32 protein-coding genes are annotated in these 26,641 nt (G+C 29.0%); 25 read left to right on the top strand and 7 right to left on the bottom strand.

Going from position 1 to position 26,641, the window contains the following annotated elements; translation table 11 throughout:
• Positions 1-414 precede the first annotated feature (414 nt).
• The 3 genes from rny (at position 415) to KIB46_RS02855 (ending at position 2,780) form a co-directional block, all read left to right on the top strand.
• A complete protein-coding gene (gene rny / locus KIB46_RS02865; protein ID WP_291670725.1) occupies positions 415-1,956 on the top strand; it encodes a ribonuclease Y in 1,542 nt (513 codons plus the stop codon).
• A 176-nt stretch (positions 1,957-2,132) separates the two neighbouring features.
• Positions 2,133-2,393 (top strand): stage V sporulation protein S, encoded by a 261-nt coding sequence (locus KIB46_RS02860; protein WP_027097560.1) that lies wholly within the window; start codon positions 2,133-2,135, stop codon positions 2,391-2,393.
• 126 nt (positions 2,394-2,519) lie between these two features.
• Entirely contained in the window at positions 2,520-2,780 is a 261-nt protein-coding gene (locus tag KIB46_RS02855; protein ID WP_027097561.1) for an HPr family phosphocarrier protein, read from the top strand.
• A 33-nt stretch (positions 2,781-2,813) separates the two neighbouring features.
• Here KIB46_RS02855 and KIB46_RS02850 read toward each other — a convergent pair whose 3' ends face one another.
• The gene (locus tag KIB46_RS02850) at positions 2,814-3,032 is read right to left on the bottom strand and encodes a DUF378 domain-containing protein (RefSeq protein ID WP_156559353.1); all 219 of its coding nucleotides are present in this window, start codon (positions 3,030-3,032) and stop codon (positions 2,814-2,816) included.
• 173 nt (positions 3,033-3,205) lie between these two features.
• On the opposite strand from KIB46_RS02850, the gene purB reads away from it, so the two are divergent.
• From purB to glpK, 4 genes are all read left to right on the top strand, one after another.
• Positions 3,206-4,636, top strand: coding sequence for an adenylosuccinate lyase (gene purB, locus KIB46_RS02845; protein ID WP_291670720.1), 1,431 nt, complete (start codon positions 3,206-3,208; stop codon positions 4,634-4,636).
• 344 nt (positions 4,637-4,980) lie between these two features.
• Positions 4,981-5,220 (top strand): cysteine peptidase family C39 domain-containing protein, encoded by a 240-nt coding sequence (locus KIB46_RS02840; RefSeq protein WP_156559391.1) that lies wholly within the window; start codon positions 4,981-4,983, stop codon positions 5,218-5,220.
• Positions 5,199-5,411 carry a hypothetical protein gene (locus KIB46_RS02835; protein WP_291670719.1) on the top strand — a complete coding sequence of 71 codons (213 nt, stop codon included), beginning with the start codon at positions 5,199-5,201 and terminating at the stop codon, positions 5,409-5,411. The genes KIB46_RS02840 and KIB46_RS02835 overlap by 22 nt, the downstream gene beginning before the upstream one ends.
• Positions 5,412-5,680: 269 nt before the next feature.
• Positions 5,681-7,165 carry a glycerol kinase GlpK gene (gene glpK, locus KIB46_RS02830; protein WP_291670716.1) on the top strand — a complete coding sequence of 495 codons (1,485 nt, stop codon included), beginning with the start codon at positions 5,681-5,683 and terminating at the stop codon, positions 7,163-7,165.
• A 50-nt stretch (positions 7,166-7,215) separates the two neighbouring features.
• Here the strand turns inward: glpK and KIB46_RS02825 are convergent, their stop codons facing one another.
• Positions 7,216-7,560, bottom strand: a complete 345-nt coding sequence (locus tag KIB46_RS02825; RefSeq protein ID WP_156559361.1) for a phenylpyruvate tautomerase MIF-related protein — start codon at positions 7,558-7,560, stop codon at positions 7,216-7,218.
• 186 nt (positions 7,561-7,746) lie between these two features.
• On the opposite strand from KIB46_RS02825, the gene KIB46_RS02820 reads away from it, so the two are divergent.
• Positions 7,747-8,130 carry a hypothetical protein gene (locus KIB46_RS02820; RefSeq protein WP_156559362.1) on the top strand — a complete coding sequence of 128 codons (384 nt, stop codon included), beginning with the start codon at positions 7,747-7,749 and terminating at the stop codon, positions 8,128-8,130.
• 118 nt (positions 8,131-8,248) lie between these two features.
• Positions 8,249-8,770 (top strand): hypothetical protein, encoded by a 522-nt coding sequence (locus KIB46_RS02815; RefSeq protein ID WP_156559364.1) that lies wholly within the window; start codon positions 8,249-8,251, stop codon positions 8,768-8,770.
• A gap of 24 nt (positions 8,771-8,794) precedes the next feature.
• Here the strand turns inward: KIB46_RS02815 and KIB46_RS02810 are convergent, their stop codons facing one another.
• Positions 8,795-9,775 (bottom strand): amidase domain-containing protein, encoded by a 981-nt coding sequence (locus tag KIB46_RS02810; RefSeq protein WP_291670712.1) that lies wholly within the window; start codon positions 9,773-9,775, stop codon positions 8,795-8,797.
• Between the two features lie 117 nt (positions 9,776-9,892).
• On the opposite strand from KIB46_RS02810, the gene KIB46_RS02805 reads away from it, so the two are divergent.
• From KIB46_RS02805 to KIB46_RS02795, 3 genes are all read left to right on the top strand, one after another.
• Positions 9,893-10,111, top strand: a complete 219-nt coding sequence (locus tag KIB46_RS02805; protein WP_156559368.1) for a hypothetical protein — start codon at positions 9,893-9,895, stop codon at positions 10,109-10,111.
• 123 nt (positions 10,112-10,234) lie between these two features.
• A complete protein-coding gene (locus tag KIB46_RS02800; protein ID WP_156559370.1) occupies positions 10,235-10,786 on the top strand; it encodes an NADH peroxidase in 552 nt (183 codons plus the stop codon).
• 6 nt (positions 10,787-10,792) lie between these two features.
• Positions 10,793-11,110 carry a DUF1540 domain-containing protein gene (locus tag KIB46_RS02795; RefSeq protein ID WP_156559372.1) on the top strand — a complete coding sequence of 106 codons (318 nt, stop codon included), beginning with the start codon at positions 10,793-10,795 and terminating at the stop codon, positions 11,108-11,110.
• 156 nt (positions 11,111-11,266) lie between these two features.
• Here the strand turns inward: KIB46_RS02795 and KIB46_RS02790 are convergent, their stop codons facing one another.
• From KIB46_RS02790 to KIB46_RS02780, 3 genes are all read right to left on the bottom strand, one after another.
• Entirely contained in the window at positions 11,267-12,049 is a 783-nt protein-coding gene (locus KIB46_RS02790; protein ID WP_156559374.1) for a TPM domain-containing protein, read from the bottom strand.
• Between the two features lie 2 nt (positions 12,050-12,051).
• Positions 12,052-12,624: a LemA family protein gene (locus tag KIB46_RS02785; protein WP_291670735.1), complete on the bottom strand. Its 573-nt coding sequence runs from the start codon at positions 12,622-12,624 to the stop codon at positions 12,052-12,054.
• Between the two features lie 133 nt (positions 12,625-12,757).
• Positions 12,758-12,910 carry a hypothetical protein gene (locus KIB46_RS02780; RefSeq protein WP_291670708.1) on the bottom strand — a complete coding sequence of 51 codons (153 nt, stop codon included), beginning with the start codon at positions 12,908-12,910 and terminating at the stop codon, positions 12,758-12,760.
• Between the two features lie 128 nt (positions 12,911-13,038).
• Between KIB46_RS02780 and KIB46_RS02775 the strand changes: the two genes are divergently transcribed.
• From KIB46_RS02775 to KIB46_RS02740, 8 genes are all read left to right on the top strand, one after another.
• Entirely contained in the window at positions 13,039-14,322 is a 1,284-nt protein-coding gene (locus tag KIB46_RS02775) for a hypothetical protein (protein ID WP_291670706.1), read from the top strand.
• A gap of 6 nt (positions 14,323-14,328) precedes the next feature.
• Positions 14,329-15,102, top strand: a complete 774-nt coding sequence (locus KIB46_RS02770) for an ABC transporter ATP-binding protein (protein ID WP_291670704.1) — start codon at positions 14,329-14,331, stop codon at positions 15,100-15,102.
• Between the two features lie 152 nt (positions 15,103-15,254).
• Positions 15,255-15,884 (top strand): PspA/IM30 family protein, encoded by a 630-nt coding sequence (locus KIB46_RS02765; protein WP_291670702.1) that lies wholly within the window; start codon positions 15,255-15,257, stop codon positions 15,882-15,884.
• Between the two features lie 13 nt (positions 15,885-15,897).
• Positions 15,898-16,956, top strand: coding sequence for a hypothetical protein (locus KIB46_RS02760; RefSeq protein WP_291670700.1), 1,059 nt, complete (start codon positions 15,898-15,900; stop codon positions 16,954-16,956).
• Positions 16,957-16,968: 12 nt separating this feature from the next.
• On the top strand, positions 16,969-17,946 hold the full coding sequence (locus KIB46_RS02755) for an SPFH domain-containing protein (RefSeq protein WP_291670698.1): 978 nt from the start codon (positions 16,969-16,971) through the stop codon (positions 17,944-17,946).
• A 107-nt stretch (positions 17,947-18,053) separates the two neighbouring features.
• Complete coding sequence (locus KIB46_RS02750; RefSeq protein ID WP_027097581.1) at positions 18,054-18,374, top strand: rhodanese-like domain-containing protein; 321 nt, start codon at positions 18,054-18,056, stop codon at positions 18,372-18,374.
• Positions 18,375-18,691: 317 nt separating this feature from the next.
• Positions 18,692-19,021, top strand: a complete 330-nt coding sequence (locus tag KIB46_RS02745) for a hypothetical protein (RefSeq protein WP_156559389.1) — start codon at positions 18,692-18,694, stop codon at positions 19,019-19,021.
• A gap of 352 nt (positions 19,022-19,373) precedes the next feature.
• Positions 19,374-20,531, top strand: a complete 1,158-nt coding sequence (locus tag KIB46_RS02740) for an alanine--glyoxylate aminotransferase family protein (protein WP_291670690.1) — start codon at positions 19,374-19,376, stop codon at positions 20,529-20,531.
• Positions 20,532-20,665: 134 nt separating this feature from the next.
• On the opposite strand, the gene KIB46_RS02735 is transcribed toward KIB46_RS02740, so the two are convergent.
• A complete protein-coding gene (locus tag KIB46_RS02735; RefSeq protein WP_291670688.1) occupies positions 20,666-21,112 on the bottom strand; it encodes a hypothetical protein in 447 nt (148 codons plus the stop codon).
• Between the two features lie 309 nt (positions 21,113-21,421).
• On the opposite strand from KIB46_RS02735, the gene abc-f reads away from it, so the two are divergent.
• The 5 genes from abc-f (at position 21,422) to KIB46_RS02710 (ending at position 26,486) form a co-directional block, all read left to right on the top strand.
• Positions 21,422-23,050 carry a ribosomal protection-like ABC-F family protein gene (abc-f, locus tag KIB46_RS02730; protein ID WP_363290062.1) on the top strand — a complete coding sequence of 543 codons (1,629 nt, stop codon included), beginning with the start codon at positions 21,422-21,424 and terminating at the stop codon, positions 23,048-23,050.
• 71 nt (positions 23,051-23,121) lie between these two features.
• Positions 23,122-24,318, top strand: a complete 1,197-nt coding sequence (gltS, locus tag KIB46_RS02725; RefSeq protein ID WP_156559171.1) for a sodium/glutamate symporter — start codon at positions 23,122-23,124, stop codon at positions 24,316-24,318.
• Positions 24,319-24,372: 54 nt separating this feature from the next.
• The gene (locus KIB46_RS02720; protein WP_291670685.1) at positions 24,373-24,684 is read left to right on the top strand and encodes a hypothetical protein; all 312 of its coding nucleotides are present in this window, start codon (positions 24,373-24,375) and stop codon (positions 24,682-24,684) included.
• A gap of 5 nt (positions 24,685-24,689) precedes the next feature.
• Positions 24,690-25,220 (top strand): 2'-5' RNA ligase family protein, encoded by a 531-nt coding sequence (locus tag KIB46_RS02715; protein WP_156559167.1) that lies wholly within the window; start codon positions 24,690-24,692, stop codon positions 25,218-25,220.
• 720 nt (positions 25,221-25,940) lie between these two features.
• On the top strand, positions 25,941-26,486 hold the full coding sequence (locus tag KIB46_RS02710) for an HD domain-containing protein (RefSeq protein WP_291670682.1): 546 nt from the start codon (positions 25,941-25,943) through the stop codon (positions 26,484-26,486).
• Positions 26,487-26,641: the final 155 nt, after the last annotated feature.

The raw sequence follows: 26,641 nt of genomic DNA, 5'->3' as shown, positions 1-26,641 counted from the left end.
ATATTAATATTATACGGAAAGAAGAGAATTCAAATTCATGAATTCTCTTCTTTCTTTTTATCGGATTGTATCAAATTTATTTTGATACAGCCCCTTTTTTATTGTATATTATATGTAAAGAAAATAAAAGTAGATAATAGCGAAAAAATATGAAAAATGGATAATAATAAAAAGGTTTTCATAATGAGCGAAAAAAATAGAAAACAAGAGGAAAAGCTAGTAAAATAGTGTATTGATAATATAATAAAGGGAATACTTATAAAGACGTGCTAACTTGACATAATTTGATTTTTCAGATAAAATAATAACAAATACTGGTTTATCATATTCCTATAAACAGTGAGAATTATATGATACCTACTATGCTTTCTTGTTTACTTATAATAGAAAGTTTACAAGCTAGGAGGTGTTTACGTGCAAACGTATATGATAATATTAATAGACATTGTTGTTTTATTAGTTTTAGGAATAGTATTTTATAAAACGATTCAAGCAGCATCAAAAAAGAAAATAGAATTACTTGAAAAAGAAGCTACAACTGTTTTAGAAAATTCAAAGAAAGAAGCAGAAGCTTTAAAGAAAGAAGCTATTTTGGAGGCAAAAGAAGAAGTTCATAGATTAAGAACTGATTGTGAAAGAGATTCACGAGAAAGAAGAAATGAAGTTCAAAGGCTTGAAAGAAGATTAATACAAAGAGAAGAGTCTTTAGATAAAAAGAGTGACTCTTTACAAAAGAAAGAAGATGCACTAAATGAGAGAGTGAACGAAGTTCAAAAAATGGAGGAAAAGGTTCAAGAAGTTTATAATCAAAGAAGAGAAGAACTTGAAAGAGTTTCTGGGTTATCATCTGATGAAGCAAGACAAATCCTTTTAGAAGAAGTTCGTAAAGAAGTATCTCATGATGCAGCTTTAATGATTAAGGACATCGAGAGTAGGGCAAAGGAAGAAGCAGATAAAAAGGCAAGAGAAATCATTACCACTGCTATTCAAAGATGTGCAGCAGACCATGTGTCTGAAACAACAGTACATGTAGTAGCCTTACCAAATGATGAAATGAAGGGTAGAATAATAGGTAGAGAAGGTAGAAACATTAGAACCCTAGAGACATTAACAGGAGTAGATTTAATTATAGATGATACTCCGGAAGCAGTTATCTTATCAAGTTTTGATCCAATTAGGAGAGAAGTTGCTAGGATGGCACTAGAAAAGTTAATAGTGGATGGCAGAATACATCCGGCAAGAATCGAAGAGATGGTTGAAAGAGCTCAAAAAGATGTTGAAAATGACATTAAGGAAGAAGGAGAACAAGCAGCACTAGAAACTGGTGTGCATGGACTTCATCCAGAACTTATAAGACTACTTGGTAGATTGAAATATAGAACAAGTTATGGACAAAATGTTCTAAAACATTCCATAGAAGTTTCATATTTGGCTGGTTTAATGGCTTCAGAATTAGGATTAGATGTTACTCTAGCTAGAAGAGCTGGCTTACTACACGATATTGGAAAGGCTGTAGATCAAGAGCAAGAGGGACCTCACGCTTTAATAGGTGGAGATCTTGCTAAAAAGTATCATGAGTCACCAATAGTAGTTAATGCAATTGCGGCCCATCACGGCGATGTTGAAATGCAATCTTTAGAAGCTATATTGGTTCAAGCGGCAGATGCTATATCAGCAGCTAGACCAGGTGCAAGAAGAGAAACTCTAGAAGCCTATATCAAGAGATTAGAAAAATTAGAAGAAATTGCAAATTCGTATGAAGGTGTAGAAAAATCATATGCCATTCAAGCTGGTAGAGAGATTAGAATTATGGTTAAACCAGATCATGTTGACGATTTAGGTGCGGTTGAACTTGCACATAACATTGTTAAAAGCATTGAAGAACAGCTAGAATATCCAGGACAAATAAAGATAAATGTTATAAGAGAAACTAGAGCAGTAGATTTTGCAAAATAAAGAATCAGAGTTGTTAATATTATTCAATATTAACAACTCTTTTAAATTTATTATTATTTTGGAAAAAAAGTAGATAAAAAAAAGGATTTTAAAAGTTTACATAGAATATATTTAATAGAGAAAGTAATTATATTTTATTTTGTAAACGATTAGTAGGTCTGGGAGGAGAAATAGAAATGGAAGTATTAAAAGTATCAACAAAATCCAATCCAAATTCAGTTGCAGGTGCCTTAGCTGCAATTATAAAAGAAAAAAATATTGTAGAAATACAAGCTGTAGGAGCAGGCGCAATTAATCAAGCTGTTAAGGCTATAGCTATCGCTAGAGGCTTTGTTGCACCAAGCGGTAAAGATATCGTTTGCATTCCAGCATTCACTGATATAGAAATTGATGGTGAAGAAAGAACTGCAATTAAGTTAATTGTACAACCTAGATAAGAAATAGGCTAAACTTTATTATGGTATAAAGATAAGATTTATAAAAGTCTTGAAATTCTTTTCAATCTCATATATAATAATAAAAGTTAAGTGAAAGCTTATAGAATATTTAAAGAGGTGAATGTAATGGTTTCAAAAGAAGTTGTAGTTAAGAATGGAACTGGTTTACATGCTAGACCAGCAACTTTATTAGTTAAGAAGGCTTCATCTTTCAAATCAGATGTAAGCATAGAATTCAATGGTAAGAAAGCAAACGTTAAGAGCTTAATAGGAGTTCTTTCATTAGCTGTAACTAAGGATTCTGTAATAAACGTTATTGCTAACGGTGATGATGAAGCTTTAGCTGTTGAAGAAATAGTTAAGTTAATTGAAAACTTAGAAGACTAGTATGTCAAAAAGGTTTCTCGTAAGAGGAACCTTTTATTTGTTTTCAAAAATATATTTACATCTAAATACTAGTGATATTAGATCAATGCTACTTAAGAATATAAGAAAATAGAAAATTCTAAGTATTAAGGCAGAACCAAATGAAAGCATATAAAAAATATTGATATTTATTAAAGCAAGAATGCCATAATTGAGCCCACCTAAAAGAGAAATTAAAAAGGAAATTTTATCGAAAATATTTAATTTACACATTATATAGTTCACTCCTATCAAAAGTTTATTCTAATTTAATTTATATGTAAACAAAACATAAATATTACTAGGTGAAATATTTTTTTGATAAAGTAATGTAAAACTTAAAAATATATGATATAATACGAATGATGTTTCTAGAAAGTAAAAATATATTCGTATGGAGGCAAGTGATGAGAAATTTATATAATAGTCCATTAAATTCAAGATATGCATCAAAAGAAATGAGTTACATATTTTCAGATGATATGAAGTTCACAACTTGGAGAAAGTTATGGGTTGCTTTAGCTGAGTGTGAAAAAGAATTAGGCTTAAACATAACTGATGAACAAATTAATGAGTTAAAAGCTCATATTAATAATATAAATTATGAAGATGCAATTAAGAGAGAAAAAGAAGTAAGACATGATGTAATGAGTCATGTATATGCCTATGGATTACAATGTCCAAGTGCAAAAGGAATCATACACTTAGGTGCTACAAGTTGTTATGTAGGTGATAATACAGATGTAATAATTATGAGAGATGCACTTTTATTAGTTAAGAAGAAGATAGTAACTGTATTAGATAGATTAAGCAAGTTTGCTATGCAATATAAGGATATGCCTACTTTAGGCTTTACACATTTCCAACCTGCACAATTAACTACTGTTGGTAAGAGAGCTACATTATGGATGCAAGATTTAGTAATGGATATTGAGAATATAGACCATTTATTATCAACTTTAAAGTTAAGAGGAGTTAAGGGAACTACTGGTACTCAAGCTAGTTTTATGAACCTATTTGAAGGAGATGAAGCTAAAGTTAAAGCTCTTGATAAAATGGTTGCTGAAAAAATGGGATTTGATAAGAGCTTTGGAGTAACAGGTCAAACTTATCCAAGAAAGCTTGATTCAATAATCTTAAATACATTATCAGAAGTTGCACAAAGTGCTTATAAGTTCTCAAATGATTTAAGATTGCTTCAAAATATGAAGGAGATGGAAGAGCCATTTGAAAAGCATCAAATTGGATCATCAGCTATGGCATATAAGAGAAACCCTATGAGAAGTGAAAGAATGGGAGCTCTTGCTAGATACGTTATAGTTGATGCATTAAATCCAGCAATAACAGCTTCAACTCAATGGTTTGAAAGAACTTTAGACGACTCTGCCAATAAGAGAATTTCAGTAGCAGAAGCTTTCTTAGCTTTAGATGGTGTATTAAATCTTTATATAAATATATCAGAAAATATGGTTGTTTATGATAAAGTAATAGCAGCTCATGTTAATAATGAACTACCATTTATGGCTACTGAAAATATTATGATGGAATCAGTTAAAAGAGGCGGAGATAGACAAGAACTTCATGAAAGAATTAGAGAACATTCAATGGCTGCAGCTCAAAGGGTTAAGGGTGAAGGTTTAGATAATGATCTTATTAAGAGAATCATTGCAGATGATAGTTTTAATCTTTCAAAAGAAGAAATTTTAGCTATAATAGATCCAACTAAGTTTGTTGGTAGAGCCCCAAGCCAAGTTGTTGAATTTATTGATGAGTATATTACTCCAATCATAGAAGATAATAAGGATGCTGTTGATATTCATAGTGAAATCAATGTATAGTTTAGTAAAAAGCCTGAGCATGGTATGCTTGGGCTTTTCTGCTATAATAGTTGAAGTTAAATTAATGACTTATCTTTGATCATCATTAGAAAGAGTACGAAAAGTAACACACTTATCTACTAAAATTGAAGACAATATCCCCTCATTGATATCATCAAAGTTTGATTTTATCCTTTATGAGAGGGGATTTTTAGAGATTATATAGAAAATAAAGTAATAAAAAGAAAATTAAAGAAAAGAAGGATGCATAAGGAAGATTAATATAATTTATTGCAATAAGGAAATTTGAAGGGCACACAAATTGTGAACTAAATGAATTAAATGTTACAATTGAGTAAATATAAATAATTACAAAGGAAGGTTTAAGCTACTTTGTAATTATACACAAGATAAAAGAAAATAAAATTACAATTTTAGATCCTGCCAAGGGGGAAGAGAAAAAGACAGTTGATGAATTTTTTGAGACCTTTGACGGGATTTTATTACTTTTAGTACCTATATTTAAGAGTCTATTTAAGGAGCAGTTTCCACTATATTATATAAATAAAGGAGGTAATGGAATATGTATTATTTTTTATTTGTAGTAGGAATGTTGATATTAATACCAATTTATAGATACAGTAAAAAATCAGAAGAGCTAAAGAGAATAATGGAGAGTAATTGTGAAGATTCAAATGCACATATCGAGTACATTAGATTAAGAAGAAGAGTAAATATATTAAGTGGCATAGAATTTTTACTTATGTTAGTTTTTGCTATATTATATCAATTTTAGATGATTTAGTTATAGGGGGGTATAAGAATAAGAAATTAGTTTTAAGAATGTTAATATGAGTAGAGTTTAAGAGACGATTATTGATTAAATAAATAATATAATGCAGTGGACTAGGGAAAGATTCTCTAGTCCATTTTTATAGGAGTAAATTATTTTTTTGTATCCTTCATCTGACAAATATTTTGAGTCAACATCCAGTATTTCTGATATAATAGTTATAGTTAAAGAAAACATTTACACCATCTGATAAAAGGAGTAGGAAATTAATTATGAAAAAATATATTATTGCTTTAGATCAAGGAACAACAAGTTCAAGAGCTATTGTATTTGATAAAAATCAAAATATATTAGGGATAAGTCAAAAGGAAATAACACAAATTTACCCTAAAGAGGGATGGGTAGAGCATAATCCTATGGAGATTTGGGCTAGTCAATATGGTGTACTTCAAGAAGTAATGGCAAAGATTAATATTAGCCCTAAAGATATAGCTGCAATAGGCATTACAAATCAAAGAGAAACTACTATAGTATGGGATAAGACAACAGGAGAACCAATTTATAATGCAATTGTATGGCAATGTAGACGTACTTCAAAGATGATTGACCAATTGAAGGATAGTGGAATAGATAAATATGTACAAAAGAAAACAGGTTTAATTCCTGATGCATATTTTTCTGCAACTAAAATTAAGTGGATTTTAGATAATGTAGAAGGTGCTAGGGAAAAAGCTGACAAAGGAGAGTTATTATTTGGAACAGTTGATACATGGATTACTTGGAAGATGACAGAAGGAGAAGTGCATGTTACTGATTATACAAATGCTTCAAGAACTATGTTATATAACATAAGAGAATTAAAGTGGGATGAGGAATTATTAAGGATTTTTAATATTCCACTATCTATGTTACCACAGGTTAAAAATTCTTCAGAAGTATATGGTTATACGAGTTTAAGAGAATGGAGAGCTCCTATTGCAGGAATTGCTGGAGATCAACAAGCAGCATTATTTGGTCAGACTGCTTTTAATAAGGGAGAGGCTAAAAATACATATGGTACTGGATGTTTCTTATTAATGAATACAGGAGAAGAATTGGTAGAAAGTAAAGAAGGTTTGCTTACAACCATTGCAATTGGCATTGAAGATAAGGTTCAATATGCACTAGAGGGTTCTGTATTTGTAGGAGGAGCAGTAATTCAATGGCTCAGAGATGAGCTTAAATTGATAAGTGATGCAAGTGATAGCGAATATTTTGCTAGTAAAGTAAAAGATAATGGAGGAGTTTACTTGGTACCTGCATTTGTTGGATTAGGGGCTCCTTATTGGGATATGTATGCAAGAGGCACTATTTTTGGTTTAACAAGAGGAACTAATAAAAACCATATAATTCGTGCAGCTCTAGAGTCTATTGCTTATCAATCAAAAGAAGTAATGGAGACAATGGAAAAAGAATCAAATATAAAGATAAAAAGGTTAAAAGTTGATGGTGGAGCAAGTAGAAATACACTTTTAATGCAATTTCAATCAGACATTATGAATGTAGAAGTTTCTAGACCAATAATAACAGAAACTACAGCGTTGGGAGCAGCTTATCTTGCAGGATTAGCAGTAGGATTTTGGAAGGATAGAAATGAACTATCAAAGGGATGGTATGAAAGTGAAAGGTATTATCCAAACATGGTAGAGGAAGATAGAAATAAGCTTTATTCTAAGTGGAAAAAAGCTGTAGAGAGAAGTTTAGGATGGGAAGAATAATATAAATAGAAGCATAGTACAAACTATGCTTCTTAATTTTAATAGGTATACTAAAAATTAGCGCCATTCCATCCCCAATTATCAACTTCTTCATACTTGATATATATAGTCTCACCAGGTATTCCAAGTTCTCTAGTGAATAATTCACATAAGTGCTTTGTCATTATATTTAATGAATCCTTTGAGGTTTTGCCGAAAATTTTTACTTCTATAAAAGCTCCAAGTTTAAGTTTTTCGCCTTTAAAATAAAGTGTGTAGTCATCTTCAAAACCTATCATTAAAAAGTTTTCACTTTTCCCAGGAATGTCACAAATTATTTTTCCTAGTTCTTCCTTTAGCTTATTAACTTTATCTTCTGATAAACTTACTGTTACTTTAGAATTAATATATGGCATTTAAATCACCCCTAATCATAAATAATATGTTTTATATCCATATTATAACAATTAATTTTGAACTCTACAAATTAAAATGACTTTTTAAAAATTTTATTTAGATTAAAAAAACAACAAAATAATGGCTTAATTAGTCAAAATATGATAAAATGTAGAAAAAGTAATTTATTAATAGGGGTGAGCATTATGTCCAAGGTTGTTAGTTGTAGCCTGATTATAAGAGATGATTTTAATAACGTGTTATTGCTTAAGAAAAAGGTTAAAAGAGGACAAATTGAAGAATGGTCTCTTTTAAATCAAAAGAAGAGAAGTAAGGAAGAGCATGAGAAAACAATACATAGAGGTGTTAAGGATATATTAAAATCTATTGTTTTTGAGTTAGAGCCTATAAATGAATATTCTATAAATGAAGATGAAAGTGCTATGGTATACTTAGGTATACTAAAAGAAAAAATAACTTTGGATAAGAACTACAAAGAAGCAAAATGGATTAATGTAAATGATATAGATAATTTTGAAATTAATAACTTAGATAAAAAAATTCTTAAGGATTATTTTGCAAAAAGATAGCTAAAGGCTATCTTTTTTACTTGGTATTATGGATATTTTAATAAAATATCTATACTATAGAAGTAGGAAAAGTGTTATAGTATTATGTAATTAATCAATGAAGAAAAGAGGTGAAGCAATGCTACAGCATTTGTGGATAGGTCAGGCTATAATCATCTTAGTAATATTACTTGTATTACTTGGAATAGGTTTTATTTCAGATTTGCCATCAGTGTTAGGTCTTAGTTTCACTAAGAAAGAAACTATAGAAAAATATATTGAAGATAATTTTGTTTCAAAGAAGAAAAAAGAAAAGACAATTTGTACATTTAGAATGATTGGTAGTAGATATTTAAATGATTTAGAAAATGTATATATTTTTATTTGTATATGTAGATATAGAAAAGAAAAAAAAGATTTAAGTTTATTAGATGTAGAATATAGAAAAGGAATAGTTACTTTAATCAGGAAGTTTGGTATTTATAAAGTTATTGGTGTAGAGACAAAGGAAGAAAATATAAGCGGATATTTTCCTGAAGAAATAATGAGTAACAGTGATTATCAGGAATCTACTAATGATAGAGAGAAGAGATTATTAAAAGAAGCAAACCAAAAGAAAGCAAATAAGAAATTTAAGATGAAGAAGGTATATAGAGTATAAAAACGGGAGATTAATTTCCCGTTTTTATTTTGGTTGAATTACACGTATTTTATCGTAGATAAAAGGAAATATTTCACTAAGAGGAAAGTTTAGCTTATCATAGCTATGACAACAATATAAATATTCACCGTAGCCAAGAGCTTTAGTTATTACACCAGAGTGAGAAAAGTATCCTTTGTTATTAGCGTAAAATTGTATTATATCACCTTCTTTATAAGGGTGTTTTGAGGTTATATCAACACCAATATCATTTTTGATAAGATAATTATATAATTCAATAACTCTTATCCAAGAAGTGCTGTAAGGTCTCCAACTATTTGTTATTGGAATATGACCTGCATGTAAACATTGAGATACAAAATTTGTACAGTCTCCTCCAGAGTTATCAAAGCTTTTATATTTAGTATTATAGTTTAAAGCATGTTTTTGAGCATATTCGCTAGCTAATTTAGCATTATAAATGCCTCCCCTAAAAAGGATAGGTGCGTTTGAGGTCATAATAATTCTTTTATAGTCTATAAGAAAAGAATTAAGAGAAGATAATTGCTTTTCTAAAAAGTGTAATCTATAGTCTAAGTCAAGGCATTCCTTAATATTATTAAATAGATATCTTTTTGAAAGCTTATCATATGTAGATGGAAACATATCTTTATTGCACATATCTAATATAGTCCAAAGTCTATTTACTTTTTTTAAAATAAGGATAAAGTACAGTCTTTCAGAAGACTTGGTTTTAACTTTGCTATTAATATAGTTAAAAGAATGAATAGTCGAAATTTTTACTCGGAATATTGATTTTTCTTTCTCTATAGCTATGTTTTCTATTTTATATTTTTCATTTTGAATATTATACCCAAAGGTCTTTCTTATTTTATCTTTATATTTATTTTGTAGAGAAATTTCTTTTAAAATATTATCATTCATTATATGGGATGATAATTTCTTTAAATTAGATGATGGATTTTGTAGAAGATAGAATAATTTGTAGATGTATAGCTTTACCATTATAACCTCCTATTTTCTTGAGATATTACAGTATATATTGAATGTATGGATAAATGTGAATGTAGATGATATAATGTTTTTGAAATTAATTATGTTACAATAAGAGGAGGATTTATAATGAAGATTTTATTAATATCAATAATTTTTGTTATGATAGCAATTAATATTTCTTTATATATATATTTAAGAAAAGTATCAAAGAGAGTAAGAGAGTCAGAAGAAGAAAATGAAGTTATGAGTAAGAAGGCTATGAAGCTTACTATAATATCAATGGTATGTTCTTTTATAACAATTATAGTGGTTAGTATATTAGCAATATTAAATATATGGGCGTAGAAAATAGAATAATAAGATTCAAAGAGAAGTTGTAGAACAATTTCTCTTTTTTTCTTGGCAAATAGAATTATTAAATGGAAAGATAGGAATAATAGTAATGAAGAATATATAGGAGGTAAGATAATGAAAAAGTTTATTTGTACTGTTTGTGGTTATATACATGAAGGTAGCGAACCACCAGAAGTTTGTCCTATTTGTAAAGTAGATAGTTCAAAGTTTGAAGAAATTAAAGGTGATTTACAATGGGCTGATGAACATAGAATTGGAATTGCTAAAGATTTATCATCAGAGGTAATTGATGATTTAAGAGCAAATTTTATGGGTGAATGTACAGAAGTAGGTATGTATCTTGCTATGTCTCGTCAAGCAGATAGAGAAGGATATCCAGAAGTTGCAGAAGCTTATAAGAGAATTGCTTATGAGGAAGCTGAACATGCAGCAAAATTTGCAGAAATATTAGGAGAAGTAGTAGTTGCAGATACTAAATCAAATTTGGAAGCTAGAGTAGAAGCAGAATATGGAGCTTGTGAAGGTAAGAAAAAGCTTGCTACAGTAGCAAAACAAAATAATCTAGATGCTATACATGATACTGTTCATGAAATGTGTAAAGATGAAGCTAGACATGGAAGAGCATTTAAAGGATTATTAGATAGATATTTTAGTGGAAAGAGGTAAGATGTTATGAATAGAATAGATTGTAGTGTTACAAATTGTTCACATAATAAGTGTGGAACCTGTTATGCTAATAGAGTTAATATAGGGGGAAAAGCTGCGGCAGTAGATGAAGAAACATGCTGTGGATCTTTTTTAAATAGGCTTTTATACAGTGATCTTACAAGCAACACAAATTCTGATGGGGAGTGTAATAGCTTGGTATGTTTTGTAAAATCATGCAAGTATCATGATAATAATTTATGCTCATTAGAGGAAATACAAGTAGCTGGAAATAATGTAGAAGTGTATACAGAAACTAAGTGTCATAGTTTTAAACTAGAATAGTTTTCCAAAGAAACCTTCAAGTCACTTAGCAGAATATACAAAAGAATGCTGATAATACTGCTGTATACATTAATAAATTTGTACTAGATGGTCCAACAGAAGAGAATTAATATAAAGAAGGACATACAAGAAATTGAAGATTCTTGTATGTCCTTTTTACCATCCTCCAGAAGAGCCTCCACCACTTGAAGAGCCTCCACCAAAGCCACCAAAGTTCCCTCTGCCACCAGATCCGCCTCGAGGCCCACCTCTACCAATATTACTCCAAAATATTATTTGAAGTAGAGTTGAGGAAATTCTTCCACCATTCAGTATAATATCAATTAAAAATAAAATGAGTATTATACCTCCTGAAAATGCAAAACCTCTTGATGAACTTTCAGATGTATTATCATAACTAGGAACCGTAAGATGTAAGGATTTATCTAAAGTTACATTGTATTCTTTAGCAATTATATCACAAAATGTGCTATAGGAGTTCATTACACCTTTACTATAATTTCCTTCTAAGAAGCTTGGTTTAGCTAAGGTTTCCATAACTCTATTACTTAAAACATCAGGAATAGCACCTTCTAATCCTCTACCAACTTCAACTCTCCAAGTCTTATCATCAATAGAAATAAGAACTAATAAACCATTATCTTTATTTTTTTGGCCAATTCCCCAACTACGAAATAACTCTAATGAATAATCTTCAATAGGTGTTCCTTTAGTTGAGTTAATAATTACTATAGTAGCTTGTGCGCCTGTTTTTAGTTCAAGTTCTCTTCCTATTCCTAATATATTTCCTTTTTCAGGCTCCTTTATAACTCCAACATAATCATTTAAATATTTAAGATTTGTTTGAGTTGGTATAGAAATTGCTGAACTTATGGAGTTGCAGCTTAATAGTAGTATTAATAAAAGAGAAGATAAGAATTTTAATACTTTAGATTTCATATTTATTGTTGATTAAAATCTACTGAAGGCACCTCAACTGCACCTGCACTAGCTTTATATAAAGGTTTTTCTTGAAATCCAAAGAGTGATGAAATAATTGTGGTAGGAAATCTTCTCCTTTTAGTATTATAGTTTGTTACAGCAGCATTATAGTCTTGTCTAGCAATTGCAATTCTATTTTCGGTGCCCTCTAGCTGTACTGAAAGATCCCTAAAGTTTTGATTTGATTTAAGGTCTGGATATCTTTCAACAACAACAAGAAGTCTAGATAATGCATTAGACAATTGGCTATCTGCATCTGCTTGTTCTGTTACTGAAGTGGCTCCAGCAAGTTTACTTCTTGCATTTGCTATATCAGTAAATATATCTTTTTCTTGAGATGCATATCCTTTTACTGTGTTAACAAGGTTTGGAATTAAATCTGAACGCCTTTGAAGTTGGGTATCAATATTTGATTCTGCTTTATTAACACTTTGTTCTAAATTGACTAAGCTATTGTAGCTACCAACAATGGGAATGGCAATAACTAAAATTACAGCTAGAACTATTAAAGCTATTTTTAGTCCATTATTCATTTTGAAATTCATAGTATCACTCCTTTCTTATATTGTTAGTATGTGCAATAAAAAATATATTTATATAATAAAAGTGTGTTGTTATAATAATTAATATTTTTATAACAACACACTTTTAAGTTTTTATATATGATTATTCAAAATCTAATTTATAATCAGCTGTATAATTACCATCTTCACTATCTTTAATGAACATTTTTACTTTAGGCATACCTTTCATACAAACATCTTTCATAAGTATAGAGGTTTGATTGAATATTATTAGCATAGGATATGATATAAACATTTTATTCCCCCTTTTTTATAAGTTTTTAAATATAGTAACATGCTGTGGTGATAAATACGATATATTGTAAATGATACCATAAATGTTATAATGTTAATATATGTATTTTGTTGTGGGGAGATGAATATATGAATTTTATTAGAATGGCAAAAGATAACTTACTTAAAAATTTAAAAGAATATTACGTATGTATGGGAACTTACGCAATTTCAGTTATAGTAATATTTAATATTTTAAATTCTACTTATGATAAAGAGATATTTTATTCTAGTGATATGAGTGGTGAAGTATTAATATCTAATATGACAATAATGCTTGTAATTGTAATTATAGCTTTTTTAATGTGTTGCTATATTAGTAATTATTATGGAACTACAAAAGTACGTGATATAGGTATTATTGGCATAAGTGGAGGATCAGTTGAAAAGACGGCTATTTATATAGGTGTCCAAAATATTATATTACAAGGCATTGGAATTATTATTGGATTATTATTAGCTGTACTATCTTCACCTATATATAATTATTTCATAAAAATAAATTTAGAAATAGAAAGACCAATATTATATATATCTCCAGAGGCAATAGGACTTACTATAGTAGTTATAATAATTGAATTTGTTATGTCTGTTTTAGTATCTACAGGTTTTTGCTATAGAAGAACTATTTTGGAACTTATGAATTATAATAGAACTACATTTGAAAGAGATAAAAGGCTATTTAAAAAGCCAACGGCTATGTATTTTATAACTTATATTTTAGGATTAGTATCAATATATTATCTTGCAGGAGAAAAGGTTGGTCCTGTAATTTGGTTAAATATGATTATGTGTGTTGGAGGTGCTATGGGAACCATAAGATTTGGTATCCCCAAATATTTAGATAAAAAAAGGAAATCAGGAAAGTTATATGATTCTGAAAGAAGTGTGTGGTCAGGAAATGTAATAAATTTAATAATGAAAATATCCCCTCTAATGGCATTTATAATGGTAGCAATATCATCTACAATAGGGCCTGTATTAAATTCTATAGATGTGTCATATTCAACTATATTTATAACTAATATACAATTATTTAGTTTATTAGCATTGTTAAGCTTTGCAATTATTTTTAAGATGTTAATTGAAATAAATAATAGGAAAATAATTTATAGAAACTTAAAGTTTATTGGGTATAGTGATGAAAAGTTAAAATCTATTATAAAAAAGGAAATGTTTATATTTTACTCTATATTTTTAGTATTAACATTTATTCCTTTAATTATAATGGGAGCTTCATCAATAATTAGAAATTGTTTATTAATAAAAGAGCTAATTCAAATAATTATAGCACCCTTAATTACTATTATTATATTAGGGGTTATATCTTATAAGTTATATAAAGATAGAGTGTTTAGAATGATTAAGGGGTGATTAGAGATGGAAAAAGTTATAGAAGTTCAAAATTTAACAAAGATATATGGAACTGCAACAAGTAAGACAATAGCATTAGATAATATAAATTTGGAGGTTTATAAAGGGGAATTTGTAGGGATAATGGGACCATCAGGTTCAGGAAAAACTACCCTTTTAAATATAGTTTCTACAATAGATAACCCATCAAAAGGATTAGTTGAGTTAAATGGAATAGAAGTATGTTCAATGTATGATACTCAATTAAGTAAGTTTAGGTATGAAAATATAGGATTTATATTTCAAGAGTTTAATTTGATTGATAATATAACTGTTGGAGAAAATATAGCTATCCCACTAACTTTATCTAAAAAGTTAGGCACAAAAGAAATTAGGGAAAAAACTGTTGAGTATGCAAAAAGATTAGGAATAGAAGAAGTGGTAGATAAATATCCTAATGAGTGTTCGGGGGGACAAAGGCAAAGGGCTGCAATTGCAAGAGCTCTAGTAAATAATCCTTCTATAATTGTTGCTGATGAACCTACAGGAAACCTTGATAGTAAGAATTCTCATGAGTTGTTAAAGATATTAAAAGAATTAAATAGTAAAGAAGGAAAAACAATAGTAATGGTAACTCATGATTCAATGATAGCAAGTTACTGTGAAAGAATATTGCTAATAAAAGATGGGAAAATAGAAGAATATTTAGAAAGAGAAGATTTATCACAAAAGGAATTCTTTTATAAAATAGTGGACATGACATCTAAGGAATCACAAAGTTTCTTAAGTGAAATGGAATAATAAATAATAAAAAGCTAGAGTATAGAATTTTACTCTGGTTTTTTTAATATTATAGATATGTAAATAATGGTTTATATTGACAGTTATCTACAGTAAAATTAATATTATATTAAGAGATAGGCATAAATAAATGGTATATATAAGGGGGATCTATGAGTATTATAAAAAGATTTACAAACATAATGACATCAAACATTAATTCTATTTTAACAAAGGAAGATGCTCCAGAAAAGCTAGTTAACGAATATTTAAGAAAAATCGAAGATGATTTAGGAAGTGTTAGATCAGAGGCTGCAACTAGTATAACTGAAGAAAAGAGAATGAAGAGAACGTTAAGTGAATGTAGAGATGAGATAAGAAAGGCTGAGAGATATTTAAAAAGAGCTCAAGATGACAGGGATAGTTCAAGGGAAAGTGAGTTTCTAGATAAAATAAATGAGCTAAAGATTAAAGAAAGTAAACTAGTTAGTGATTATAATGTGATTTTAGACAATTCCAATAAGATGAAACAGATGGAAGAAAAATTGACAAAAGATATTAACAGCTTAAAGGAAAGAATGAATACAATTAAAACTACATTAGATAGAGCTAAAGTCATTGAAGAGAGAAATCTTCCAGGAAAAAGTGGTGGGTCTATAGAGGATAAGGTTTCAAAATTAGAGGAAGAGGCAGACAAAAAGTTATTTAAGGCAAAAGCGTTGGAGGAATTAAATAATTTATCAAGTGATAAAGCAGAGGAAGAGGAGTTAAAGAGGCTATTTGATGAGTTAGAAAAAGAATAAGGGGGAGGGTAATATGTCTAGTACAGTTTATAAATGTGAGGGCTGTGGTGGTGTAATGGAGTTTGATGCTAAAGCTCAATGCTTAAAGTGTCCAAACTGTGGTAATAGTGAGAATGTAAAATCTAATGATGGAGTTATAGAAGAACATACATTAACAATAGATGCTAAAAGAAGTATAAAGGTAGAAGTGAAAGAAACTCAAACGATGGAATGTAAAGGTTGTGGGGCTTTAATTGAGGTTTCAGGATTAGAGACGGCTAAAAAATGTCTTTATTGTGGTTCTTCCTATGTTTTAGCAGATAAGCAAGAGGAGACATTAATACCTGATGGTGTTGTTCCTTTTAAAATTGATAAAAATGATGCCCATGAAAGATTTAATACTTGGATGAAAAAAAGATTATTAGCACCAAATGAACTAAAGAATTTATATCAAAGAGGTGGCTTCCAAAGTATTTATGTACCTTATTGGACCTTTGATGCACAAGCTTCTTTTAATTACACTGCAGAAGGTGGAAGAGATAGGACTGTTACTAGAAGAGGAGCAGATGGTAAGACATATCGCAAGGTAGTTACTGATTGGTATTTTACCTCAGGCCATATAGAAAATTTCTTTGATGATATACAAGTGCCAGCTTCAATTAGATATAAGAGTGGGCTATTTAAAGGAATAGAGCCATTTAATTTAAAGCAGTTATTACCCTATTCACCTGATTATATATCAGGACATTTATCAGAGAACTACAGCGTAGATTTAGAAAGTGGACATAGAGATGCAATAGGTATTATGAATGATGGAGTAAGATTTATGGCTGAAAGTAATGTTAGACGTAGATATGATAGAGTTAGGAATGTAAGATTAAGTGGTGGATATTCTAATGAAACATATAAGTATATTTTAATTCCTGTATATTCTACAACATATGACTATAAAGGTAAAAATTATACGGTTATGATAAATGGACAAACAGGAAAAGTTAGTGGATTATATCCATATAGTATTGCCAAAATAGTATTAATAGTGATAGTTTTAATTATAGTATTTTGTTTATTTATGTATTTAAGCAATTCATAGGAGGAGAAGAGCATGGGTTTATTTTCAAAACAATTTTCAAATGTAGTTGAATGGGAAGAGTATAGAGATGATTTGTTATTTTGGAAATGGGATAATAAAGAAATTAAAAAGGGTTCAAGATTAATAATTCGACCAGGACAAGATGCCATATTTATGTATAATGGAAAACTTGAAGGTGTATTTACCGATGAAGGAAGTTATGATATTGAATCTGAAATTATTCCTTTTTTATCTACATTAAAAGGCTTTAAATTTGGGTTTAATAGTGGAATAAGAGCTGAGGTATTATTTATTAATACTAAAGAGTTTACTGTAAGATGGGGAACAAGACAAGCTATAAATATTCCTAATCAAGCATTACCAGGAGGAATGCCTGTAAGAGCAAATGGAACATTTAATTGTAAGCTTTCAGACCATATGGCGTTTATAGATAAAATAGCTGGTATAAAGCATCAATATTCAATTGATGAAACTAAAGAGAGAGTTTTATCTTTCCTTGATCAATTATTAATGAAGTGGATAGTTAAAGAGGGAAAAGATATGTTTAATCTTCAAGCTAATTCTTTTGATATATCAAGAGGAATTTGTGAGGATTTAGACTATGAAATGAGCAAAATTGGAATATCCATAACTAATTTTAATATAGCAAGTTTTTCATATCCTGAAGAAGTTCAAAAAATGATTAACAAAATAGCTTCTCAAAGTATGGTTGGGGATATGAGTAAGTATCAACAAGTTAGTATGGTTGAAGGAATGACATCTGGAAAGATGAATGGTAGTAATGTTGCATCTGATATGGTAGCAATGCAAATGGGTATGTCAATGGGACAACAAATGATGAATAATATGCAACAAAGTAGCAATAATACTACTAAGAATAATAATGTTCAATATTCAAGTAATGGGGCTTATCCAAAGTTCTGCCCAAGTTGTGGGACAAAGACTTCTGGAGGAAAGTTCTGTAGCGAGTGTGGTCAAAAACTTTCATAAATATAAGAACTCTAGTAAATAATTATACTAGAGTTTATTTATATTATTGAAAATTTATTATTCAGATAATATAATAAGTATAAATTTTAAACACAAGAGGTAAAGTGATGGATTTTATAAAAAACTTAGGTGATAAAGAAGCACAGGCTTTTATAGAAAATAATAAAGAATTAGTAATTCTAGATGTTAGACGATATAATGAATTTAAAACAGGCAATATACCTAATTCTATTAATATTCCTGTAGAGGAACTTGAATGGGAAATTGAGCAGTTAGAAGATTATAAAGATAAACCAATTTTAGTTTATTGTAGAGCAGGACATAGAAGTGTTGTTGCATGTAATATACTTAATGATGCAGGATTTGAAAAATTATATAACTTGTCATATGGTACACTAGGATATACAGGAAGATTAGAGCCTATTTAAATGCAATAAATAGATAAAAAAATAGAGCGAATTATTTTCGCTCTAAGTCTGGGTTTAAATCATATATGAAATTAAAATATTGATTTGAAAGTTATTTATATCTTAATTATTGACAGAACAAATTATTTTAAACAAGTAAAGTTAAAAATATAAATTATTAGGGTATAAAAAAATTTTAGTTTGGTAAACTAATAGTAATCCTAAATTCATAAAAAATTATAGTTATTAGGTGGAATAAGTTTAAAATCTATTCCACCCTTTTTTTATAAAAAAAAATGATGTAATATATAATTAAGCTTACAAGGGGAGGAATAAGGATGGGTTTTTTAGAATTATTAAAGAGGTCTCAAAAGGAAAGCTTAATGTTAGTACAAGCTAAAGAAGCAGAAAAATTTTTAAAAATGAAGGAAAAAGATGATAAGCTAAAAATAGAAAAATATACTGAAGAAGGTATTTTATATTGTCCAAAATGTTTAGCTACAAATTTAAAAACCACAAAGAAAAAGTACAAGATTCTAAATACTGGTGGTGAAGCTATGCTTACAGATTTTGATGGAAATGTTTTGGGAAGTGTATCATCTAAAAATTTAGATTTAGTATGTGCATGTTGTGGGCATAAGTGGAATAATAAATTAAATAAGAAATAATAAGATAAATTTATAATATTAAAGGGTTATTGTTGAAACATACAATAACCTTTTCATTCTTTAGGAAAATATAAAATTTTAAATTAGCTATAAATTAAAGTTATTATTACAATTTCATATTAAAAAATATAAAATAAAGGATAATAATTTTATACTTTCCTTACCTTTAGTACGGGTGGGGTGGATATTTGTTTTGATGTGACTTGGAGATTGCGACGGAACAAGCAAAATAAATATCCACCCCACTTTTTTAATATACATTAAGTTTGTAGAATATTGTACCAGTACAATTGAACAAGTGTTCAGTCTATGTTAGTATTTATCTATATTTATAGAGAAAGGAAGATTGGGGATGAATAATAAATTTGTTTATACACCTGGGCCAACAAATGTAAGAGAGAATGTTAGATTAGAAAGAGCTAAAGTAACTACTAATCCAGATATGGACACTAATTTTGTTGAATTTTATAAAAATACATGTGATAAAGTTAGCAAAATTCTTAATACTAAAAATGAAACATATATTTTATGTGGTGAAGGGATATTAGGCTTAGAGGCTGCTTGTGCAACACTAACAGAACCAGGAGATAGGGTTTTAGTCATTGATAATGGTATCTTTGGAAAAGGGTTTATGGATTTTGTAAAAATATATGGTGGAGATGGTGTGTACTATTCATCAGATTATAGAAAAGAAATTGATATTGACAAATTAAATGAGTTTTTGCAAATGGATCATGATTTTAAATATGCAACTTTAGTACATTGTGATACTCCTACTGGAGTTAAAAATAATCTTTCTACAATATGTAGCTTATTAAATGAGTATGGAATTTTGTCTGTAGTAGATTCTGTTGCAGGAATGGGTGGAGAAGAGGTTAAAGGCGATGAATGGAAAATAGATGTAATTTTAGGGGGTTCTCAAAAGGCTTTTTCAGCACCTACTGGATTGACTACAGTAACTTTAAGCAATAGAGCTAAGGAAGTTATGGAAAGTAGGAAAACTCCTGTTATGGGGTTTTATTGCAATTTAAATATATGGAAGAATTATTATAGAGAAAAATGGTTCCCTTACACAATGCCTATTAGTGATATTATGGCACTAGATCTAGCTTTAGATAACATACTTAAAGAAGGAATAGAAAATGTGATACTTAGACATAATAAAGTTGCTGAGGCTACAAGAAAGGCACTCCAAGAGTTTGGATTAGAATTATTTTTAGAAAATGGATTTTGCAATACTGTAACAGCCTTCAAAGTTCCAGAATATATTGGGGCAGTTAAATTAAAAAATTACATAAATGATAAATACAACGCAATAATTTCAACATCACTTAAACCTTATGATAATGAAATAATTAGAATTGGACATATGGGGGAAAATGCTAGAATAGAGGAAATATCCTATGTATTAAACTTGATTGGAAAAGCTTTAAAAGATTTAGGATATGTGTCAGAAAAAAATCTATTAGATATATTTAATGGTTATTATTCATCTATTCATTCTTTGTAAAAAATATTATATAATTGAGAGAAGGAAGTTATTTTTTGGGGGATAAGATGATAAAGAACTACAGAGGAACTACATTAAATATTATATATTCATTAATTTTAAATATTTAAAGAAGGAGAGAAGCTCCTTCTTTTTTAATCTATTTCTAATATGAGAAATTTACATTTAAAGTCTTGGATATTACTTTCTCCAGTATTAAGTATTTTTATATCAGTAGGTGTGGTAGAGGTATAAAAAATATAGTTGTTACAATTAAGGTCACCATTAGTTGAAGTTTCTTGAGTTAAAGAACTTATTGGAATATTATTAGCATAAATAATGAAAGAATTAATGCTATTAGCAATATTTTTTCCAATATATCTAGAAAGAAGAATATAGGTATGGTTTTCAGTTATAGAAAAAGAACTCTCCTCCTTATTATAAGTGATATCATTAGCTCCACCAAACTCAATATTATCAAACTTAATATAAGTATTTATCTCGAATAATGATATGTTAGTATAAGCAGACATAAAGCCTATAAGATCCAATTCTTTGGACAACTCCTCGAAGGTATCAAAAGATTTTGAGTTTATAGTCATAGTATCCTCCTTTGGCCTATTCAGGTGATTGCTTTCTATTATAAGTTATTCAAATTGGATAAAACTTGTGACATTTACATAATTATTGATAAAATACATAAGTGTGATATAATATGAACGTAAGTTTTTTTAAATTAAAGAAAGGCATAGGTATTTAAGAAATGAGAATATAATCTATTGTTAAATTTTAGTGCAATAAGAAAAAAGTCACCTTATAATAAGGTTTTTTTGTTGTGCAAGTTTGAGGGTAGATTAGTTTTACATTACGTTATTTTTCTGCTCTCTCCGTTTAAGATTGGAGGGATTTTTTTGTTGTTAGGAAGCTTATTTAATGTTAAAAAAAGTTATGGGGATAGAATGATTCTAGATATAGATGAATTAAAAATATTCCAAGGTGATAGAATTGGATTAGTTGGGGAGAATGGTTCGGGAAAATCAACCTTGATTAAGATACTTATTGGTGAAGAGGAAAGGGATAGTGGTGAAGTGACTATATGTAATAGTTATTCCTATATAAGCCAAGGTGTAGATTTTGTTGAAGAATGTGACTTTGATTATGAGTGGAATTCTACTAGTATTAAAGCACCAAACCTTTTTGACAAGTATTTGTCTGGAGGGGAAAAAGTAAAGTTTAAGATAGTAAATTCATTAAAGAAGAAATCCAAACTTATAATTGGAGATGAGATAACTTCTAATTTAGATAGAAGTACAATAGATTCTCTAGAAAAACTATTATTACAATATGACGGTGCCCTTCTGCTAGTATCTCATGATAGGGAGTTCTTAGATAATGTTTGCAACATAATCATAGAGCTAAAGGACGGTAAAGTTAAAAAGTATAATGGAAATTATTCTAAATATTTAGAAGTTAAAGAATTGGAAAATTTAAGTAAAGAAAGAGAATATATTAAATATATTAATGAAAAAGAACATCTTGAAAGAGCTATAATTAGAAAAGAAGAAATTAAGAATTCTATAAAGAGAACACCTAAAAGAATGGGAAACTCTGAAGCTAGGCTTCATAAGATGGGTGGACAAAAGGGAAAGAAGAAGCTTGATGGTAATGTAAAAGCATTAAAAAGTAGAATTGAACATCTAGAGATAAAAGAAAAGCCTAAGAAAGTTAAAAATATAAAGATAAAAGTTCAAGATGGACTAGAAATATACTCTAAAATAGTTGCTGAGGGTAAAAATATATGCATAAAGCGTGGTAATAAAACTCTTATAAAAGATAGCAATTTTGTAATTAATAAGGGGGATAAAGTTGCCTTAATAGGAGATAACGGTTCGGGTAAAACCTCATTAATTAAAGAAATTATAAATAATGTTGATAATATAAAAGTTAATAAAAGAGTAAAGATTGGCTATTTTGACCAAGAACAAAAAATATTAAATGACAATTTAACTATTTTAGAAAATATAAAATATAACTCTAGATTTGAAGAGAGTTTTATAAGGATATGTCTTAGTGGATTTGGATTTAAAAGAGATGATGTTCATAAAAATGTGGGAATACTAAGTGGTGGCGAGAAAGTTAAGGTGAGTTTATGTAAAGTATTATTAGATGACAATAATCTTTTAATATTAGATGAGCCTACTAACTATTTAGACATAAACTCTATAACTGCTTTAGAGGAAGCTCTTAGTGGAACTGATAAAGCGTTTATTATAATAAGTCATGATAGAAAATTAATATCTTATATATGTAATAAAATTTTTGAAATTAAAAACTGTAAGCTTATAACTTTTAGAGGAAATTATTATGATTATTCTCAGGACCATAAAAAAGTAAGAGATAACAAAGAAGATGAGAAAATGCTTTTAAGGACGAAACTTTCAGAGGTTTTATCAAGGTTATCAATAGAAAAAAATGATATTATTAAGGAAAAGCTAGAAAAAGAATATAATAAAATCTTAGAAAAGCTGAATAATATCTAATAGATAGAAAAATATCACAGCTAAAGACTAATTTTTAATTTACATTAGAAGAGTTTTGGAGGAACAAGTTTATGACAATTAATTTAGATATATTTGAGACTATGGCACTTGCAACAATAGTGTTTTATATAGGTCTGTATTTAAGAAAGAAAGTAAAATTACTTTCAAAATATTGTATACCAGCTCCAGTAATAGGAGGATTATTATTTGCTGTACTAGTACTGATTTTAAGAATAACTAATATAGCTACAATAAATTTAGATATAACGCTTCAAAATATTTTTATGACTGCATTTTTTACAAGTATAGGATATACGGCAAGTTTAAAAATATTAAAAAAGGGTGGAATTAAGGTAGGAATATTTCTAGCTTTAGCTATGCTTTTAGTGGTATTACAAGATGCTTTGGGTGCCTCTTTGGCTACCATATTCAATCTTAATCCATTATTAGGTTTATGTACTGGATCTATACCTATGGTAGGTGGACATGGAACAGCAGGTTCTTTTGGACCGTTATTAGAAGAGATGGGTGTGGCTGGTGCAACTACAGTTTCCTTTGCTTCAGCTACATTTGGATTAGTTATGGGAAGCTTTATTGGAGGTTTTGTAGCTAAAAATTTAATTGAAAGAAAAAATATAGATACACCAAAGCATTCAGAAGACCATTCATTACCACTTAGCGATTTTCATGAGGACAATCAAGCTATACTTTGTCATAAAAGATTGATGAATGGTGTTGCGTGGATATTTTTAGCCATGGGAATAGGGTCAATTATTTCAAAATTTATTCAAGATTTAGGATTAACTTTTCCGTCATATATTGGTGCTATGGTAGCAGCTGCAGTTATAAGAAATATCTGTGATTTTAGAAAAGTAGAACTTGAGGATAAAGAGATTGAAACTATAGGTGGAATAAGTCTTTCATTCTTTTTGGCTATGGCATTGATGGGGCTAAAATTATGGGAGTTGTTTGATTTAGCACTTCCTATGGTATTTATGTTAATAGCGCAAGCTTTATTGATGGGATTATTTGCATATTTTATAACCTTTAGAATTATGGGGAAAGACTATGATGCAGCTGTTTTTGCCTCAGCCAATTGTGGTTTCGGTATGGGGGCAACTCCCAATGCAGTTGCTAATATGGATGCATTAACAGCAAAGTTTGGATATGCACCAACTCCTTACTTAGTGGTTCCAATTGTAGGGTGCTTATTTATTGATTTTGTTAATTCAGCAGTAATAACGTTATTTATAAATATATTAAGATAATTAAGTAAAAACTAGAGGTGAAATACTCTAGTTTTTATTTTAGGAGGACTTGATATGCCAAAGTATAAAAATAAGTTTGAAGCGATGGTTGAAAATGCAAAAACTAATATTAATGAGATAAGTAATACAAATGATGATGTTGAAATGGTAACCCAAATGAGTAGTGAATTAACAACAATGAATGTAGGAGAAGATTTTTCTAATGGACAACAAATAAAATTACAAATGCCATTGGAAACATATAATTCAAAGAATAAGGTTATGGATTCATTAGATGTATCAGATAGGGGAGATGAAGTAGTAGATAGAACCAAAAATAATCATAATGGCCCAGATTTTGCTTCTACACATCTTATAGATAGGTGATAATAATGAGGTATGTTGTAGTTTCAGTTGTACATGGAGAGGGAGGGGATTTTAATAATGATCTAAGAAGAGAAATATTTGAAAAGTTCAAAGCAAAATCCTCTAAACTTCCTGCACACTTCACAATAAAAGCACCTTTTGAGGTAGAGGGTGAAATAAAAGAAATAGAATATATTCTTGAGAGCTTTACTAAGAATCATAACAAAACCCCTTATAAGATAGACGGATATAACCATTTTGATGATAGAGTTATATATATGGATGTAAAAATGTCTAAGGAAGGGAAAGAGGTCCATGATAGACTTATTGATGAATTATCAAAGGTATCTTATATAAATTTCCATAAAAAAGATGGGAAAAATAAAATAATTCACGTGACTATCTCTTCGAAAAAAATAAGAAATATTTATAATGAACTTTGGGAGTATATAAATGAATATCCTTGTAACTTTGATTGTAGCTTTGATAATGTAACAATATATAAGTGGCAGGATAATACATGGAAGCTCCATAAAGAATACGTGTTTAATGAATAAGACCACACTTTTTGTGTGGATTTTTTTATTCTTTAGGAAATTATATCTATTATTAAATTGTGGATAACTTCAACAATTTAGCTATATATTAGTTCATTTTTTCCTAAAGAATAAAAAATAAAATATATGCCCCTGCAAGATTTTCCTCAGGCAAGCTTCGGAAGCTCTAATAAGTAAGTTCTATTTACCAAATTTAAATTTGGAATATCACTTATGCAGAGTGCGCTGAAAAAAATCGACGACTCGTCAAGCTCGTCTTAACTATTTTTTTAAAAATTTATACCACAGAAATTACTGCAATCCCACACTATTACTATATATTTATATATTTATATGTTTAAAACAATATATAAATATTTCTTGTTACTAGTATTAAAGCTACCAAAATGATTTGTGCAAATATTTTTTATACAGCTGCACCGTGATTATCATATTTAGTTTGGGGTGTAGCTTCGCTACATAATTTATTTATAGCTATATTTATGGGGACTTTAGCCCTACATTATTTTATGCTGGTTAAGTTAAGGATTAATGAGAAGTTAAATAGCCATACTCTCATCAAGTATTTATTTTTGCGTGATTCTGTGTTAATATTTGAGTGGTCTATAGTGATTATCAATTTATAGGTGATAGGATAATACATGGAAGTTCCATAAGTAATATTTATTTTATGGATAGTTTCACACTTATAGTGTGGGTTTTATTTTGAAAGGAGATAATATGAGAAAAGGTGATTTTATATATACAGGTAAAGAGGTTAAGTTTTACCCTTTAGATCCAATAGAAGAGGAAATCCTAATAGAAGATATTGGACATGCATTGTCTTTAACATGTAGGGGGAATGGACATACAAATCATTTCTATAGTGTGGCACAACATTCAATAAATTGTGCTAAAGAAGCAAAAGTAAGAGGGTATTCAAGTAGGGTTCAGCTTGCTTGTTTGTTACATGATGGTTCGGAAGCCTATCTTTCAGATATTACAAGACCTGTTAAAAAGGAACTTAAAGAATATCTTATTATAGAAGATAAATTACAAAATGCAATTTATAAGAAGTATGGTATTGGAGATTTAACAGAGGAGGAACTTAATCTAATTAAAAGTGTTGATGACTCAATGCTAAAATATGAGATGAAGTACCTTATGAATTTTCATGAAATTGTAGGAGAGGATTTAGTAGGTAATTATTCATTAGAGTTTGTTCTTATGAGTGAAATTGAAAAGGAATTCTTAGAATTATTTGATGAAATAAAAATCTATGTATAAAAATAGGACAGTCTTGGTTAGGGACTGTCCTTTGACATAGGGGGATTATATATGGTATTGCTACCATATATAGTAGGTTATTATGATTACATTAATATTATGGACAAATTAAAAAAATATATACAAAGAATAATAAAATTTTTATAAAAAATAAA

This window comes from Clostridium sp., from assembly GCF_018372875.1.
In the GTDB taxonomy this organism is placed as follows: domain Bacteria; phylum Bacillota; class Clostridia; order Clostridiales; family Clostridiaceae; genus Clostridium.
Note: the sequence above shows the minus strand (reverse complement) of the source record. Positions and strands in the feature narration are given on the sequence as shown.